Source organism: Alteromonas sp. ABV4_150 (assembly GCF_056311745.1).
The window spans coordinates 586,678-603,951 of the sequence record NZ_CM149971.1 but is presented as its reverse complement, the minus strand read 5'-3'; the positions used below and the strand labels follow the sequence as shown (position 1 = coordinate 603,951).

Sequence of the window (17,274 nt, the reverse complement as noted above, 5' to 3'; positions counted from 1 at the left end):
TTTCATGCTTTAATCGAATAAAAAGAGTGTATCACAGGGGGGATCGCTTAAACACATTCATCAGCTTGGAAGGATTTATAACAATCTTAGGCCGTCGTAGTTGCCTAACGACCAGACTACATTCTGTCTACTGTCATGCCTGCAGCGCTCCAGCCTAGCATGTCGCCCTCTAAATGCATGACTTCAGAAAAATCCAGTTCTTCCAACACTTTCATGGCGAGTTGCGCTCTTCTGCCTGAACGGCAATAAATTATAATAGGCTTGTTTTTATGGCCTTCTAATTCGCTGAGATAATCGTTGATATTTTCATGGGGCATATTCACTGCGCCAGGAATGTGACCATCGGCAAACTCTTCAGGAGAGCGAACATCAATAAGCAACCAGTCGTTATTAGCGACACGTTCAATTAGATAAGGTGAAGCGGCAACGGAGGCTTGTGCAGTCGCTTTCGCTGTGCACTGAAGCGACACAAATAATGCAATGCTAACAACAACTAGAAAACCTGCAACAACAATCCGCATGAATAGATGCTCTTACCTTCTCACTGATACTTAGACTTAAGTATAACGCTTATGCGTTTTATTTAATACCTTCACATAGTGATTTTAGTTCATTTATTAATCGCAGTGAAAAACGGCTAGTGACATCTGGGTCGACAACAATAAGTGGTGCATCAATAAACCTGCGATGAGTGCGCCAGAATACTTCTAGTTCTTCTTGTGAACTCTTAGAGGCGGCAATGAGTGCATGGGGTTGTCGAACTAGCACGTCTTTAACGGCAACTTGAGGATAGTCCACCGGACTATCGTAAAATAGCGTTTGCGCCCCACAAACATTTAATAGTTGATTTCCCCATGCATTGGGGCCAATAGTCATAAGTGGCGCCGTCCATGAATAGTAAAAAACCGGTTTACGAGGCTCACTATCGTATTTATATCTTAGCGTCTTCAGCTCGTCGAGAAAGTTATTAGTGAGTTGAGTGGCTTTTTTTTGTGTGTTCGTGAGTGCACCAAGCCTTTTTATTTCACTAGCAATATCTGTGATATTTGCAACCCTACTGGTAAATACATCAAGCCCCATTGAAGAAAGTTTATGTATATCCTGAGGTTTGTTGCCTCCATCCCAAGCGAGTATTAAATCAGGTTCTAACGCCACTATGGCGGCAATGTCAGCACCTTGAAAGTCGGCTATACGTTGAATATTCTTGGCAGCTTCTGGATAGTCACTGTAGTCGCTTACACCTACAAGGTTTGAACCCAAACCTAAACTAAATGCCCACTCTGTAAGGTGTGGTGCTAGGCTTACTATTTTTAGTCCAGAAGATCCCGCCACCGATTGCGCAGTTAAACCAGCAGAAGGAAGCTTATTTTCGTTGGTAATTAGCCTTAATCCGGCCGTGTCGTCTCCCTCCAAATTAGCATGTGCAAAAAGCGATGTAGAGCAAAGCAGTATGAAAGAAAAAGCGCTTAGAACGCGTAATGCTCTCATAAAGCAACGGCCATGATTAACAAGGTTAATGATGCAAATGCGCTTGTGGCCACCATAGCCATAGTAACTGTGCTTTTAGCTTTTAACATGTGGGAATACTTGACTTCATTTACGCCTCCTACGCGGGCATATCGAATTTTCCTGTTTGCATAAATTGCTGGGCCCCCCAGCTTTACATCTAACACACCACCCAAAAGTGCTAGCAGTAGAGACGTTTTATCTTTTTCAGGAGAACGTTTTATAGCACGAAGCGCTTTTATAGGATGACTAACTAGCAAAGTAACAAGGCCGCCAATAGCAGCGGGTGGAAGGGTAAGCAAATAAACTAATTTGCGAACAGGCTTCGCAAAGAGTGACATAGAAGGGTTACGGTAGTGCCATTGCCACGATGTAAGTAGAAGTAAGCGGTAGATTAAGGCGCCTATTGGCCCTGCCACCACAAAGTAAAAAATAACGCCGCAATACAAGTAAAGAAATTTAAGCCAAAGCGACTCGATTGCAGCTTTAGCAATGCCAATGTCTGTCAGAGAGTTACACTGTCTTGCGGTAATGGTTTGGACCATTTCTCGGGCAAGAGACTTTTTGTTTCTACCTACACTTGCTAGCACTTTTTTATACTGCTGGCGCTGATAGCCAAAATCGAGCAGGGCGACAAGAATAATCGCTTCAAAGAAAACGGGGTATTGCGCCATGTAAACTAAGATGGCAACACAAATTACCAAAGGCGCAAGTAGAACCAATGCAGCTAACGAACCCGAAATGTAGTGCTGAGATGGACCGAAATCGCGAGATGGCACTACTTTACGCCCCATTTGCAAAACAAGGTAACGCATAAGTGTTAGGGGGTGAGTACTTTGGGGCCAGCGCCACAAGGCATCCACGGCAATAGCCAGCCAAAGTACCAATAGCGACTGATATTGCGGGTCGCTAATTACCTCTGTCATTTTATTTTGCGAGGGCCTGAATCATTGCCATAACGAGCTGTGCAGAATGCTTAGCAGCCGTATCTAAATATTCTTTAAAGCTGACTGATGATGTCTTACCCGCTATATCTGATAATGAGCGGATAACTAGAAACGGTGTGTCGAGCATATGGCAGGTTTGACCAATAGCCGCACCTTCCATTTCTACCGCTTTCATGTCTGGGAAGTTTTCACGCAACTGTGCTACCGCTTCATCGCTACCGATAAATGCATCGCCGGTGCAAATTAAACCTGTTGTCGATTGTAATGAGGTAATCTCTGCCGCCGCGGTGCTTGCTGTTTCCATTAATGTTGTGTCACAGCGAAAATCTTCAGGCATCCCCGCACATTGGCCAAGCTTGTAACCAAAATGGGTTAGATCGGCATCGTGGTGAATAACGTGGCTTGCTATTACTAAGTCACCAATATTCAGGTTTTTATCGAAACCACCAGCAGAACCCGTATTGACCACTGCATCAGGAGCGTACTGCTCAATCAATACAGTCGTAGCGATTGCAGCAGCCACTTTACCAATGCCGCACTTAACCAACACCACTTCCATGTCGTTAAGTGTGCCTTCATAAAAAGTAAGGTGTTTCCACTTTGTTTCTTTTACGTTCCAAAGCGATGCTTTAAGTAGCGCAACTTCTTCATCCATTGCACCTAAAATACCAATTTTTTTCATAACTCTACCGACGGTGTTGAGGGAATTTAACGCGTGGATACGCTGTTGAATGCACTAATTGTATAAGGAAAATAGAGAAACTGACAGAAAAATGCCTTTGTTACTGCTATTTGAGAGTAAGAAAACAGCAAAGTAACAAAGGCTAGGGGAAGCTCGGATTAACCTTATCAGGCGGCCGCTGGTCTGCTTGAACGCACCGGGCGAGTAGGGCGCTTAGGTGGCTCTGGGTTGTGCGTTGGTAATTGTGCCATCTTATTCTGTAAGCGGCGATACGGAATAAGTTTGTTTTCCAAGCACTCGCGGATATCATCAACTGTGTAGCCAGATTTCACTTTTATTCTAGCGTGAGGAAGTCCTGCAGCATCTAAGGCGCCCGTAACAAACCAGTCTTTTTGTGTTTTGTATCCCTCTTTACCTTGGCTGTGAACTAAATCGATAGCCATTACAGGGCTCATATTTTGTTTATCAACCAAAACAAAGTCGAGTTGTCTGCTAGATGCTCTGCTAAGCGCTTGGCTCGCTGTCTTTTTCTTGGCAGATTGACGCACTGATACTAAGTCATTAAGACGTACGCGGCACACTATTCTAAACTCACGCCCCATGGCCTGTTCGATAAGGTTTAAAAAGGTATGCTCCACCGGCGTGAATAACTGCGGTTTTCGCCTGAATGGAAAGGCGACGCCACCGTCTGACAATTTTATGGCACCTAGTGCAACGACAATAAGTAACATCATTAGAATAATTGCCAATTCCATCGTAACCCTCGCAAATATCAAAAATAAAAGCCAATGACAGTAGAGTTATCAGGCCGTGCCAGTTTGTTTTAGGTAAGCTAGCCTACTAACTATATCTTTGTTGGTGTCAGAAAAATGACGCCAGACATTGTCATCGTGTTGTTTACTATGAATTTGCAAGCCAGATGCCAACATGAGTATGTTTTACACTGGCTTTAAAAAATAGAGCTTAATTAGCGTTTGACGTAACCAAAATATCGACTTGAGAACCTGCCTTATCGGGGCTTACGATAACCCTTACGGCTTTGTCTTGAGAGGACAATAGGGTACGACCGTTGACCGGTGTGTGGGTTTTTAACGCAGGGTGTGCCTCTTGATAGAGATTGACCATGGCTTCGGGAGTGGCGGGTGAGTGATACACCATGACAGACGTTAATGGTTCGTCAAAGGCTTGGCATTGACGGGCATCTTGTGCAATTTTCACCTGCTGAAACTCTGAAGGGCAAGACACTATGCTGGGTTTATCGGAGAGACCTTCTTTTGAGGTTGCCTCTACCGAAAGGCTATCAGCATAGGTAGCATGAGATAAGCCACTGATGCCTGAAAATAAGGTCAGATACATAGCGAGTCTTTTAACATCCCAGTTCTTCATATATAGGCTCTTGATCAATTTAGTTTTTATTTGAGTTTAAAATACTAGAGCTGTTGCTCTTGTACATCAACTAAACCTTGGTCGATTAACGTATGCTTTCAACGTTTCTAGTATGTTGCTTACAACTTTTCCTACCGGTATTCAATTGAGATAAGGCGTAGTCGACAGCTGGTATCAAATCTGTGTGCCGGTTAAAAGTTGCTAATACGCCATTCCATGATGTTATCTGCGGTAATCGCTTCTATTTAGTTTTAAATAAAAAAGCTCGATAGCAGAACTATCGAGCTTTTAGTTAAAGGACTTGTTAGCGATGGTTACACGCCGATGTAGTCCATAATTCCTTCTGCGGCTTTGCGGCCTTCATCGATAGCGGTAACAACCAGGTCACTACCACGAACCATATCACCACCAGCAAATACTTGTGGGTGTGAAGTTTGGAAAGCAAACTTACCTCCCGAAGGCGCGCGCACGCGGCCTTTCTCATCAAGCATAATGCCGAAATCGGCAAACCATGGCGCAGGACTTGGTTGGAAACCAAATGCGATGATAACAGCATCTGCTTCAAGTACGTGTTCAGAACCTTCTACTTCAACAGGGCGGCGTCGACCATTTACATCTGGCGGCCCCATTTCGGTTTTAACGAACTTAACGCCACAGGCTTTTCCGTTTTCATCAACGGCTATATCAAGAGGCTGTAGGTTGAATTTAAACTCAACGCCTTCTTCTTTAGCGTTAACAACTTCGCGGCGAGATCCTGGCATGCTTTCTTCGTCACGGCGATATGCACAGGTAACTTGGGCAGCACCTTGGCGAATTGATGTACGCACACAGTCCATGGTGGTATCACCACCACCTAGAACCACCACGCGCTTGCCTTTCATATCAATGTAATCAGCAGGATCTTTTTCAAGGCCCATTACGCGATTGGTGTTGGCGATAAGGAAAGGTAAGGCTTCGTGAACGCCTTCAACTTCTTCGTTATCGAAACCACCTTGCATCGACTTGTACGTACCCATGCCAAGAAAAACAGCATCGTATTTATCAAGCAAATCCTGGAACTGGATGTCTTTACCAATTTCAGTGTTAAGTACGAACTCAACACCCATCTCGGTAAAGATTTGGCGGCGTAGCTTGATTACGTCTTTCTCTAATTTAAAAGACGGGATACCAAATGTAAGTAGGCCACCAATTTCTTCGTATTTGTCGTAAACAACAGGTTTAACGCCGTTACGAACCAGAATATCAGCACATGCAAGACCAGCTGGGCCTGCACCTACAATCGCCACTTTCTTGTCGGTCCATACCACGTCAGACATATCTGGGCGCCAGCCCATTTTGAATGCTGTATCGGTAATGTACTTCTCAATACTGCCGATAGTAACTGCACCAAAATCGTCATTCAGTGTACATGCACCTTCGCACAGTCTGTCCTGTGGACATACGCGGCCGCATACTTCCGGCAAACTGTTGGTTTTATGAGAGAGTTCCGCAGCTTCCAAAATACGGCCTTCGTTCGCCAAGCTTAACCATTGTGGAATATAGTTGTGAACAGGACACTTCCATTCACAGTATGGGTTACCGCAGTCCAAGCAGCGATCTGCTTGGCCTTCGGTTTGAGATTGGCTCAGCGGTTGATAAATTTCCGCGAACTCTTGTTTACGTACCATGATCGGCTTTTTCGGCGGATCGATACGTTCAACATCGACAAATTGATATACGTTCTTTGCCATAAACTAAATCCTCCTACTGAGCCTGAATGCGTAATTCAGCACTTGAACGACTGATGTGACCAAGCAAGTTTTTCACATCACTGGTTTTTGGCTTAATAAGCTTGAAGCGTTTCAGCGTTGCGGCGAAGTCAGTAAGCAACGACAACGAGTGCTCGCTTCCTGTTTCTTCGTAATGCTGATTAATTAAGCCACGTAAGTGCTCAGCAAGAATCGCTTTATCTTCAATTGGCATTACATCGACCAGTTCGGCATTTACACGGTTATCAAGGTCGTCGCCATCATCCATAAGATAAGCAAAACCACCTGTCATACCGGCACCGAAGTTAACGCCAACCGGACCAAGAACAGCCACGATACCGCCTGTCATATATTCACAGCCGTTATCGCCAATGCCTTCAACTACCGCAATAGCACCAGAGTTACGTACGCCAAAGCGCTCGCCAGCACGGCCAGCAGCAAATAGCTTGCCGCCTGTCGCACCGTAAAGGCAGGTGTTACCCATGATGGCGCTATCGTGGGCGTCATATGAAATATTGCGCGGCGGGTGAATAACAAGCTTACCGCCGGTCATACCTTTGCCCACGTAATCGTTAGCATCGCCTTCAAGGTGCATATGCAGGCCGCCAGCGTTCCAAACGCCGAAGCTCTGACCTGCTGTACCGGTAAGTTCAACTTTAACAGGCGTGTCTTCAAAGTCGTGGTTACCGTGATGTTTAGCAATTTCACCTGATAGCAAAGCGCCTACAGAGCGGTCTGTGTTGCGTACAGGGTATTTAAGGGTAATTGACTCACCATCTACCACAGCCTGCTGTGCATCTTTAAGCATCTGAGCATTCAACTCACCTTTATCGATAGGCGCGTTCGTGGTTTGCGAACAGAATAAACGCGTATGCTCACCTGCTTTAGGCTGCGCTAGCAACGGAGACAAATCTAAACGGTTTTGCTTGGCGGTAATGCCATCTAAAACTTTAAGTAGTTCTGTGCGACCAACAAGGTCGTCGAACTTAGCAATACCCATAGACGCCATAATTTCACGCACTTCTTGAGCAATAAACTTGAAGTAGTTCATTACCATGTCAGGTAAGCCAATGAAGTGGTCGTCACGCAGTTTTTGATCCTGCGTTGCAACACCGGTCGCACAGTTGTTCAAGTGGCAAATACGCAAGTATTTACAGCCTAAAGCAACCATTGGACCCGTACCAAAACCGAAGCTCTCAGCACCTAAAATACCGGCTTTTACTACGTCTAAGCCTGTTTTCAAACCACCGTCGGTTTGAACGCGTACTTTGTGACGTAAGCCGTTTTCAATAAGCGCTTGCTGAGTTTCAGATAAACCAAGCTCGAACGGACTACCCGCATACTTAACTGATGTCAGCGGGCTTGCACCTGTGCCGCCGTCGTAACCTGAAACGGTGATAAGGTCGGCATAGGCTTTCGCCACACCCGTTGCAATGGTGCCAACACCTGGCTCAGATACTAGCTTAACGGATATAAGCGCCGTTGGATTAACCTGTTTCAAATCGAAAATTAGCTGTGCTAAATCTTCAATTGAGTAAATATCGTGGTGCGGAGGCGGTGAAATAAGGGTTACACCCGGCACAGAGAAACGTAGCTGTGCGATGTACTTATTTACTTTGTCACCTGGAAGCTGACCCCCTTCACCCGGTTTTGCACCCTGCGCCACTTTAATTTGAATAACGTTAGCGTTAACCAAATAGTGAGGCGTTACACCAAAGCGACCTGAAGCCACCTGCTTAATTTTAGAATTCTTTTCAGTACCAAAGCGAGAAGGGTGTTCGCCACCTTCCCCTGAGTTTGATTGACCGCCCAAGCGGTTCATGGCAATTGCCAGCGCTTCGTGCGCTTCAGGGCTTAGTGCACCAATTGACATCGCTGCGGTATCGAAGCGCGGGAATAAGTTTTCCGGTGCTTCAACTTCGCTAATATCAATAGGGTCGCAATCTGGGTTAATAGCTAGCAAGTCGCGAATGTGCGATGGCGCACGCTCGTTAACAAGCTTGGCATATTGCTGGTAGTCGTCGTAGTTTCCCGACACTACAGCCTTTTGAAGCGTACTGACTACGTCTGGGTTGTAAGCGTGATATTCGCCACCGTGAACGTATTTAAGCAAGCCGCCGTGATCGACAGACTTACGCTTAAGCCATGCAATGCGGTTTAGGTTGATAAGATCTTGATGGAAATCATCGAAGCCCGCACCTTGTATGCGTGAGGTCACACCATTAAAGCATAACTTCATCACTTCGTTGTTAACGCCCACCGCTTCAAACAACTTAGAGCTACGGTAGCTAGCAACGGTGCTAATACCCATCTTAGACATAATCTTATACAAGCCTTTGTTGATACCCTTACGGTAGTTCAACGTGGCCTGCATAGGAGAAATATCTAGCTCGCCTTTTTCACAAAGCTGCTCAATAGTTTCATATGCAAGGAATGGGTAAACCGCAGTGGCACCTAAGCCAATCAACACCGCGAAATGGTGTGGATCGCGGGCACTTGCTGTCTCAACAACAACGTTAGCATCGCAGCGTAATGACTTTTCAACTAAGCGACGTTGTACCGCACCAACTGCCATTGCTGCAGGGATAACCAAGCGATTTTGTTTAATGTTTCTGTCAGACAGAATAACGAACGCAGCACGCTTGTTTTTAACCAGCATCTCGACTTCGTTACACACGCGCTCGATGGCTTTCTTCAAACCTTCTTGCGGCGCATACTGAAGCTCCACGACTTCTGAGTAGTAGTTGTCTGGGTTAAATTCGCGCAGTTGCTTAAGGTCGGTATACATTAGCACTGGCGAGTCGAACAATACGCGGTCAGCGTAACCTGAGGTTTCGCTAAATACGTTTTGCTCGCGGCCAATACAGGTTGCCAACGACATAACGTGGTTTTCACGAAGCGGGTCGATTGGCGGGTTAGTAACCTGTGCGAATTGCTGACGGAAATAGTCGTAAACGGTACGCTGACGAGATGACATAACCGCCATTGGCGTGTCGTCACCCATTGAACCAACGGCTTCTTGACCGTCTTTCGCGAGTACTTTTACAACTTGTTGAATTTCTTCATAGCTGTAGGCGTGCAGCTTGTGGTACACCGCCATGGCATCGTCGTCGAACACGCGCTTGCCAATAAGCGAGGCATCGAGCTGCTCGATAGGGGTCAAACGACGAATATGTTTTTCTAGCCACTTTTTATATGGATGACGTGCTTTTAAGTCATCATCAATTTCAGTAGAGCGCCAGATTTTGCCGGTGTAAGTATCTACAGCAAGCATTTCACCTGGGCCTACGCGGCCTTTTTCGATAACGTCAGCTTGCTCGTAGTCCCAAATACCCACTTCTGAGGCTAGGGTAATGAAACCGTTCTTAGTGATGACGTAACGTGCAGGACGTAGACCATTTCTATCAAGATTACAGGCTACGTGGCGACCGTTAGTTAAAACGATACCCGCTGGGCCGTCCCATGGTTCCATGTGCATCGAGTTGAACTCGTAAAATGCACGAAGATCATCGTCCATGGTTTTGTTATTTTGATAGGCTGGTGGAACAAGTAACCGCATAGCACGGAATAAATCCATACCGCCGGCTAAGAATAGCTCCAGCATGTTATCCAGCGATGATGAGTCTGAACCTTCAGTATTAACAAAAGGTGCTGCATCTTTAAGATCTGGAATAAGTGGCGTTGCGAATTTAGCAGCACGTGCCATGGCCCAGTCGCGGTTTCCTTTTATGGTGTTAATTTCACCGTTGTGCGCAAGGAAACGGAAAGGCTGAGCAAGCGGCCAGCGTGGTAGTGTATTTGTTGAGAAGCGCTGGTGGAATACGCAAATTGCGCTTTGCATACGCTCATCGGCAAGATCGTGATAAAAGGCGGGTAAATCTTTTGGCATTACCAAGCCTTTGTAGATCGTTACCAAGCCTGACAAACAAGCTACGTAAAAATCGGGATCTTTTTCAAGGCGTTTTTCAGCGCGGCGGCGGATCATATACAAACGACGCTCAAGGTCGCGTTTTCTCCAACCTGCTGGCGCGTTCACAAATACCTGTTCAATTTGTGGAACACCCGTAAGCGCTAATTCACCCAGTACTGAGTGGTCGACAGGCACTTCGCGCCAACCCACTACTGAAAGTGTTTCTTTTTCTAGTTCTTCATTAAGTACGTCACGCGCGGCTTGCGCAAGTACCGGGTCCTGACTTAAGAAAATCATGCCCACGCCGTATTTTTTGCTGAGTTTCCAGCCATTTTCTTCGGCGATTGCATGGAAGAACGCATCCGGTTTCTGTAGTAATAAACCACAGCCGTCACCGGTTTTCCCGTCGGCGGCGATACCGCCACGATGCTGCATACGGTCAAGACCGTGTATTGCAGTAGTTACCAATTCATGACTGGCTTCCCCATGAGTGTGAGCGATTAAGCCAAACCCACAGTTGTCCCGGGAATCATTGGGATTATATAAACTCATCTCTTAACTCCTTCAACCTTTTGACTGGGCAAGGTATGCGTTGCGTGTAGATGCGCCTAGGTTTGCGTATCACAACATTATTAGACGTCTTTTATGCCTGCGAGCGGTATTGCTTACGGCGTGCGCCTTTCTTGTCGTTATTTTATTATTAGAGGATTCCAGTCGTTTCCGCATTTTTATGCATTATTGCGATGCGGGCCGTACAAAATACCCACATTAAAAAATAAAATCAAACGCTAAAAGTGTAAGCTTTATAGTGAATTAGTATAAATTCAATAAATTCTTTTTAAATCATGGGTTTGTTGATTGTATTTTAGATTTGTAACAAAAATGTTATCAGTTAATGAAAATGAATAGTTTTCAATCGTTAAATGATATTGGTTCTCATTTATTTTTTATTAATGAATAATTATGCTCTATCTTTGCGGTTTTATGTTGTCAATGGCTGTTTGTTTGTATTTTTATGAAAATGTAAAGCTATGGTTCCACTTACATAAGTAGTTTGCTATATTGGTTAAAAATCACCCGGATGTAAGGTTGGAGCTTTATGCTGTGATACTTGATAGTACATTCATGTAATTTTTACGAGCGCGTAAGCATAAGTAAAAGAATAAAAATTCACTGAAAGCACATGTTGCCAAGCCAGTGAGGACTATCGAATGACAGTATTACAGGCAAGCCCCAACAGCACCTTCGTTATTAACGAGCATATAGTAACAGGCGAAGGCGTAAGTTTTACGCCCTCTCCCAATACCTCAGGGCTCTTTGAAAAGGGTATTCCTGATACTATCGTTATCCATTTCACCGCAGGCAGTAGTCTAACGTCATCAGTTAACGTATTAACCGACCCAGATAGCGGTGTGTCTGCTCACTTCGCCGTGGGACGTAACGGTAATATTGTACAAATGCTGCCAACGAATAAGGTTGCATGGCATGCAGGCGAAAGTCACTTTGAGGGGCGTAGTGGGTTAAACAAATACTCTATAGGCATTGAACTAGATAATGCAGGCCAGCTAAAGGAAAGAAGTGATGGCACCTATGAGAGTTGGTTCGGCAAAAAGTATGAAAAGAACGAAGTATTCGAAGCTAGGAAGAGCAACCAGCATGCTGTTGGCTATTGGCACGAGTATACTGATATTCAAATATCACGAGCCCTCGTCTTATGTAAAACACTGTGCGAGTACTACCAGATTTCTAAGATTGTTGGACATGAAGAGATTGCGCCCACGCGTAAAGTAGATCCGGGCCCTGCCTTTCCAATGCAAAAGTTTAAAGAGCTTCCATTGCATCTCGAACGTGTCGCGGTACTAACAGAATCGAAAGAGATGGGCCCACAGCGAAAGGAACATGATGAGTTTCAGCATAATTTGGCTAGACCTGCAAAGAAAGTAGCTAATGTATGTGCCAATGCGCTTAATGTTAGAAAAGGCCCTGATACTTCATTTCCCACTCTTGAAAGTAGTTTAGAAAAAGGAGAAATATTACGTGTTCTAGAGAAACAGGGAGAGTGGGCGAAAGTATCTTTTACCAAAGTTGGCTGGGTTAACACCGCTTATATCCACGAAGTTACGGAAAAGTCACCGTTTAAATCCTAACCCTATAGTAGGGTCATCGCTCTGCTTTAATAAACCGCATTCCCGAAGTGATTAAAGCCTGATAGGATACAAGCAAAATAAGTTTAGATAAGACGTACATGCATTCAGATTCACCAAACGATTCTTGGGCAATTCGCTTTGCCCAATTTGTCCAACGTTTTGGCACTCTAAAGCTCAGCATTTTATTTGTTGTTCTTTCACTTGTGTTCACGCTAGGCGGTTCTTACGTTATACGCGTAAGTATGGGAAGCCAAGTACAGCCAGACGACTTCATAAGTGCCGTTATCCTTACCATGTTATCGGCCCCATGGGTGCTTTACTTTTTTAGTGAATTAATCAAACAACTAGAGAATTCACGTACCAACTTGAAAGAGGTAGTTAGCCAACTTGAGAGCTTAAGGGAAGAAGACGTATTTCTTAATCGAGAGCTTCAAAGTAATATAAGGCAGCTAAATCACGAAATAGAGCAGCGTAAACAGGCGCAAGAAGAGCGAGAGGCACTGTTTAAAGATTTAGAGAAGGAAATTCAGGATAAATCTGAGCAAGAAGCCCAAGCGCGACGTTTGTCCACACTCCTGCGCTCCATTATCGATGCCTCGCCAGACTTGATTTACTACCGTAATGAAGAAGGCAGATTTGCAGGCTGTAACCGCATTGCCGAGCTAATGACCGGAAAGACCGAGCAGGAGTTGCTCGGGTTAACGCCAGAAGATGTTTACGAAGAAGAACTAGCCCGCCAAATCGTGGCAAGTGACCACGAAGTACTGGAAACCAATGCAAGTATTACTGAAGAGCTTTGGCTTCGCTTTGCCGATGGGCGTCGCCGTTACTTCGAAATGAAACGCGTACCTTTCTTCGACAAAGAGGGGAATCGTTTAGGTCTGTTGTCATTCGGTCGTGATATGACAGAGCGCAAACAAGCGGAAAATGCTGCGGCGAAAGCAAGTACCGATAAGACGCGCTTTATCGCTACTATCAGTCATGAACTTCGAACGCCATTAAACGGTATAGTGGGCTTAAGTCGTATGCTGCGGGACACCGAGTTAAGCGACGAACAGTTCAGTTGGGTAAGTACTATTTACGCTAGCGCTATCACATTAGGTAACATATTTAACGATATTATTGATCTCGACAAATTAGACAGAGATAAACTTGAACTAAGCCTTAAAACGATTTCTCTAAAAGATTTCACAGAAGAATTAAGCAGTATTATTCGGCTGCTAGCAGCAGATAAACAGCTTGAACTAAAAACCACTATCAACGAACCATTGCCCCGTTTAGTGGAAATTGACGGTACCCGTCTTCGCCAAATTTTGTGGAATATCTTGTTTAATGCGGTGAAGTTTACACAAAAGGGGCACGTGAGCCTGTCGGTGTCGTCAACTAAACCGGATGGCGATAAAGCGTACGTTACCTTTATTATTGAAGATACCGGCGTGGGCATTCCTGAAAGCGAAATTGATAAGATTTTTGCTATGTATTACCAGGTCGATCATCCCGATCACCAATCGGCAACAGGCACAGGTATCGGTTTGGCTATTTGTAAGCAAATGGTCGACCTGATGAAAGGTGAAATTCACGTCTCTAGTAACGTGGGTAAAGGCACTCGTTTTGAAATTGTACTGCCGGTTCAAATCTCTAACAGCCCAATGAAAGTCGCACAGCTTCAAGTGACAGGGCTTAATATATTGCTTGTAGAAGATATTGAACTGAACGTTATGGTAGCCAAAGCTTTGCTTGAGAAGCTGGGTCAGAAAGTTGATGTGGCAATGACGGGGCAAGAAGCTATCGATAAAGTCAGGGAAAACCAATACGACCTTATTCTGCTAGATATACAGCTTCCTGATATGACGGGGTTTGATGTAGCAAGTACTATTATTGAAGAAGACTTGGTCATGCAAACACCCATTGTGGCGCTTACGGCAAACGTGATTAAAAAGCGTGATGAATACTTAGAAAACGGTATGGATGATGTGATTGCCAAACCTATCAAGAAGTCTCGCGTTATTGAAGTGTTCAATGAGCTGTTCCACGCACCACCAGCGCCGCTTGAAGTCGACGGAGAGGTAGAGCGTCCTGAACCTAACAAAACATTAAGTAACATTTTAGATATGGACTTGTTGCAGATGTTAGTGGATACCATAGGGGATGAAATGGTACGGGCTAGTGTTAAAGTATTCCAAGAAAAAATGCCCGAATACATGGAAATACTGCAGCTAAGCCTAAGTGCCGATGAAAAGTCGGAAGTATGTTCACAGGCGCATAAAATTAAAGGTGCCGCTGGTTCTGTTGGTCTAGCCCGTGTACAGCGTATTGCCAATCAAATTCAACAAGGTGATCATCCTACTTGGTGGGAGAATGTGCACGATTGGGTAGAAGAGCTACAGATGGCGGTTCAGCACGATATGAAAGCGCTACACGATTGGCTTAACGAGCAACAGGTTGATGACTAGTCAGCGCAACGTGCTCTCTAATTTTTAATGTCAAAAAGAGGGCTTGCCCTCTTTTTTGTTATAAAAGCTTCGGTTGAGTAAACGTTGGGTGCGGTGATGCTAAGTAGCCAAACCGCACTAAAAAAAGCGGCAGGCTTATCTTATTTATAGAGTGATAAAAGGAATTATGGTAATGACCACAAGCGCACAACAAGATTCGGTATTTTCAAACACACAGCTAAGTGTTGAGGCTATCCCCGCCCTTAAAAAACTCACCTTGTTGCCTATATCTAAGAAATATCGAGCGCTCAACATGTTCGCAATTGGTTTGATAGCCTTGATAGTCGTGTGTGTTGTTACAGGGATTAGGTTTCAAGGATTTTGGTCATTACCCGAAAACCTACTCAATGCATACCCTTATGTGGTTGCAGGTATAGTCACATTAACGAGTGTGTGGGCCCTGTATCACTTTTTTGCCGATGTACGCATATTCTACGCAATACGAGAGCAGGACATCAGCAAACAGTCAGGGCTCATTTTTAGAAAGCTTTCGTGTCAGCCTATTTTGCGTGTTCAGCACGTTGAGGTTAACCGTGGGCCGCTAGACAGGTGGGCGGGCCTCGCCTCTCTTCAGGTGTTCTCGGCTGGTGGTGAAATGCATACCTTTGAAATTCCTGGGTTAAGTATTGAAAGGGCTGAGCAATTACGTGAGTTTATACTTGCTCACAAAGATATTGGTGCTCGCTAATGACCGCGCCTGAATCGTTTTCAAACCAGACGCCTGATGTTGCTAGAGCAGGTGTCTGTGAGGACAATGTAGATGTGTTGCCTCACACTCAGGAAGCGGGGGCTTCAGAGCCACAGCTGAAAGTAGAAACCGGCGGAGAGTGGCAACGCCTTTCTATCATTTCTATTTTGTACTTTACCATTCGTAATTTTTCCGCCTCGGCACAAGTGCTTATCTACACCATTCCCGCTTTAGCCATATCGTTTAATATTTGGGATAACCTGCTGTCGCCTGAAGTGCTAATCGGTGCCGGGATCCTTTTTCTATCTACCAGTAGTAGCGGTCTAATAAGCTTTTTAATGTACAAGTTTCGCGTGCATAACCAGCACGTCGAAATTCACCACGGCGTGCTTCAGCGACGCTATACCAACCTGCCTTTGTGGCGTATTCAAAACGTAAAAATAGAGCGTCCTTTTTATTATCGTCCCTTTGGGTATGCGTTGGTGGTACTCGATACGGCAGGGAGCGCTAAAGAAGAAGCAAAAATAGTGGCTGTGCCGGAAGGCTATGCCGAAGCGCTAAAGAAGCAGGTGTTGTATGAAAAAGCGCATCACGACGTGGGCGATATAGATGAGCTATCAAGCGAGGACTTCTGCGATGGAGAATTGCCGGATGGACAGAGTTCGTCTTCGCGAACACAAAGCTCTGGCGCTAGAGCGCAATATAACCCCACTACAAGTGAAGAAGTGCTAAACCGCCGTTCTGTTAAAGACATTATTATTCATGGCATTACTAATAATCGTGTGTGGATTATATTAGGTGCTGCAGCACCATTTTACGACGATGTGTTTGGCGTAGTTTCAGAGTGGCTGGCCGATAAAGGTTTGCAGCTTAATCAATTAGTTGGTGAACAAACGGTCGCTTGGTGGCAATTTGGATTATATGCTTTTGTCATTCTCATGATGCTTATGGCGTTCGTGGCACTGCTGAGTGTTGGTGGCGCGCTATTCACCTTTTACGGCTATACGCTTTCAAGAACAGGAGACCGGTATATCCGCCGCAGCGGCTTGCTCAATAAGCTTGAAGTCAGCATGCGTGCATCGCGTATTCAAATGATTACGGCAAAACAAGACTGGTTGGACAAAATTCTTAAGCGGGTCAATTTGTATTTTGAGCAAAACTCTACCGCTGGGCAGCAAATGCAAGAACTGATGTCGCCAAATAAGCTCATTGTTCCATCGGTAACTGAAAACGAAGCCTTTAACCTAAGCCAAGAGGTTATGCCAGGTTGCGACTTACGCGGCCAGCATTATCAAACGATAAGTCGGCGCTTCATTCGGTTTTGGCTGCTAGCAGCTTGGACTACTCCACTTCTCGGCATTTTCATTGTTGGCGCAGTAACATCTCATTTAGACATTATGATTGGAGCAGTCTCAACTTTTATCATAGTGGCCCTTTTACTAACACTTAGATGGTGGCGGTGGGGAATAGCCTACGATAACAAGTACGTTTACATAAGACGGGGACGAGTAGGCGTAGACTATCAGTGCTTCGAGCCCTACAAAGCGCAGCAAGTTATTGTTAAGCAGAGCGTGTTTATGAGGCGAAAAAAACTGGCCACAATTAAATTTGTACTGGCCTCGGGGGCGGTGACTGTGCCGTTTCTACCAGAAGACTACGTTAACAAACTAGCAGATAGTGTGTTATTTGAGGTGGAGTCAACCAGAAAGTCTTGGATGTAATGTAAGGCACTTCTATAACGCTATTTTTTTGTTCACTACTTTTATTC

Annotated in this window: 12 protein-coding genes; 4 read left to right on the top strand and 8 right to left on the bottom strand. The window is 45.0% G+C overall.

The window, feature by feature from the left end; genetic code table 11:
• Window positions 1-116: 116 nt before the first annotated feature.
• The 8 genes from ACYX4M_RS02600 to gltB form a co-directional block, all read right to left on the bottom strand.
• The gene (locus ACYX4M_RS02600) at window positions 117-521 is read right to left on the bottom strand and encodes a rhodanese-like domain-containing protein (RefSeq protein ID WP_476081770.1); all 405 of its coding nucleotides are present in this window, start codon (window positions 519-521) and stop codon (window positions 117-119) included.
• A 58-nt stretch (window positions 522-579) separates the two neighbouring features.
• A complete protein-coding gene (locus ACYX4M_RS02595; protein ID WP_476081769.1) occupies window positions 580-1,488 on the bottom strand; it encodes a cobalamin-binding protein in 909 nt (302 codons plus the stop codon).
• Complete coding sequence (locus ACYX4M_RS02590; protein WP_476081768.1) at window positions 1,485-2,432, bottom strand: cobalamin biosynthesis protein CobD/CbiB; 948 nt, start codon at window positions 2,430-2,432, stop codon at window positions 1,485-1,487. Before ACYX4M_RS02590 ends, ACYX4M_RS02595 begins: the two co-directional genes overlap by 4 nt.
• Before the next feature lies 1 nt (window position 2,433).
• Window positions 2,434-3,135, bottom strand: a complete 702-nt coding sequence (locus tag ACYX4M_RS02585; protein ID WP_476081767.1) for a 5'-methylthioadenosine/adenosylhomocysteine nucleosidase — start codon at window positions 3,133-3,135, stop codon at window positions 2,434-2,436.
• A 167-nt stretch (window positions 3,136-3,302) separates the two neighbouring features.
• On the bottom strand, window positions 3,303-3,890 hold the full coding sequence (locus ACYX4M_RS02580; RefSeq protein WP_334056555.1) for a DUF2726 domain-containing protein: 588 nt from the start codon (window positions 3,888-3,890) through the stop codon (window positions 3,303-3,305).
• A gap of 208 nt (window positions 3,891-4,098) precedes the next feature.
• Window positions 4,099-4,521, bottom strand: coding sequence for a hypothetical protein (locus ACYX4M_RS02575; protein WP_334056557.1), 423 nt, complete (start codon window positions 4,519-4,521; stop codon window positions 4,099-4,101).
• A 314-nt stretch (window positions 4,522-4,835) separates the two neighbouring features.
• The gene (locus ACYX4M_RS02570) at window positions 4,836-6,251 is read right to left on the bottom strand and encodes an FAD-dependent oxidoreductase (protein WP_476081766.1); all 1,416 of its coding nucleotides are present in this window, start codon (window positions 6,249-6,251) and stop codon (window positions 4,836-4,838) included.
• 13 nt (window positions 6,252-6,264) lie between these two features.
• Window positions 6,265-10,731, bottom strand: coding sequence for a glutamate synthase large subunit (gltB, locus tag ACYX4M_RS02565; RefSeq protein ID WP_476081765.1), 4,467 nt, complete (start codon window positions 10,729-10,731; stop codon window positions 6,265-6,267).
• Between the two features lie 659 nt (window positions 10,732-11,390).
• Here gltB and ACYX4M_RS02560 point away from each other — a divergent pair.
• The 4 genes from ACYX4M_RS02560 (at window position 11,391) to ACYX4M_RS02545 (ending at window position 17,227) form a co-directional block, all read left to right on the top strand.
• Window positions 11,391-12,326: an N-acetylmuramoyl-L-alanine amidase gene (locus ACYX4M_RS02560; RefSeq protein ID WP_476081764.1), complete on the top strand. Its 936-nt coding sequence runs from the start codon at window positions 11,391-11,393 to the stop codon at window positions 12,324-12,326.
• Between the two features lie 98 nt (window positions 12,327-12,424).
• Window positions 12,425-14,779 carry an aerobic respiration two-component sensor histidine kinase ArcB gene (gene arcB, locus ACYX4M_RS02555; protein WP_334056563.1) on the top strand — a complete coding sequence of 785 codons (2,355 nt, stop codon included), beginning with the start codon at window positions 12,425-12,427 and terminating at the stop codon, window positions 14,777-14,779.
• A 172-nt stretch (window positions 14,780-14,951) separates the two neighbouring features.
• Window positions 14,952-15,506: a PH domain-containing protein gene (locus tag ACYX4M_RS02550; RefSeq protein WP_476081763.1), complete on the top strand. Its 555-nt coding sequence runs from the start codon at window positions 14,952-14,954 to the stop codon at window positions 15,504-15,506.
• Window positions 15,506-17,227, top strand: coding sequence for a PH domain-containing protein (locus tag ACYX4M_RS02545; protein WP_476081762.1), 1,722 nt, complete (start codon window positions 15,506-15,508; stop codon window positions 17,225-17,227). The genes ACYX4M_RS02550 and ACYX4M_RS02545 overlap by 1 nt, the downstream gene beginning before the upstream one ends.
• Window positions 17,228-17,274 lie beyond the last annotated feature (47 nt).

What these genes read in the sequence shown, in the direction of transcription:
- ACYX4M_RS02560 (WP_476081764.1), top strand. Translation starts at nt 11,391, where the DNA reads ATGACAGTATTACAGGCAAGCCCCAACAGCACCTTCGTTATTAACGAG.
- ACYX4M_RS02585 (WP_476081767.1), bottom strand. Translation starts at nt 3,135, where the DNA reads ATGAAAAAAATTGGTATTTTAGGTGCAATGGATGAAGAAGTTGCGCTA.
- ACYX4M_RS02600 (WP_476081770.1), bottom strand. Translation starts at nt 521, where the DNA reads ATGCGGATTGTTGTTGCAGGTTTTCTAGTTGTTGTTAGCATTGCATTA.
- arcB (WP_334056563.1), top strand. Translation starts at nt 12,425, where the DNA reads ATGCATTCAGATTCACCAAACGATTCTTGGGCAATTCGCTTTGCCCAA.
- ACYX4M_RS02590 (WP_476081768.1), bottom strand. Translation starts at nt 2,432, where the DNA reads ATGACAGAGGTAATTAGCGACCCGCAATATCAGTCGCTATTGGTACTT.
- ACYX4M_RS02550 (WP_476081763.1), top strand. Translation starts at nt 14,952, where the DNA reads ATGACCACAAGCGCACAACAAGATTCGGTATTTTCAAACACACAGCTA.
- ACYX4M_RS02575 (WP_334056557.1), bottom strand. Translation starts at nt 4,521, where the DNA reads ATGAAGAACTGGGATGTTAAAAGACTCGCTATGTATCTGACCTTATTT.
- gltB (WP_476081765.1), bottom strand. Translation starts at nt 10,731, where the DNA reads ATGAGTTTATATAATCCCAATGATTCCCGGGACAACTGTGGGTTTGGC.
- ACYX4M_RS02595 (WP_476081769.1), bottom strand. Translation starts at nt 1,488, where the DNA reads ATGAGAGCATTACGCGTTCTAAGCGCTTTTTCTTTCATACTGCTTTGC.
- ACYX4M_RS02545 (WP_476081762.1), top strand. Translation starts at nt 15,506, where the DNA reads ATGACCGCGCCTGAATCGTTTTCAAACCAGACGCCTGATGTTGCTAGA.
- ACYX4M_RS02570 (WP_476081766.1), bottom strand. Translation starts at nt 6,251, where the DNA reads ATGGCAAAGAACGTATATCAATTTGTCGATGTTGAACGTATCGATCCG.
- ACYX4M_RS02580 (WP_334056555.1), bottom strand. Translation starts at nt 3,890, where the DNA reads ATGGAATTGGCAATTATTCTAATGATGTTACTTATTGTCGTTGCACTA.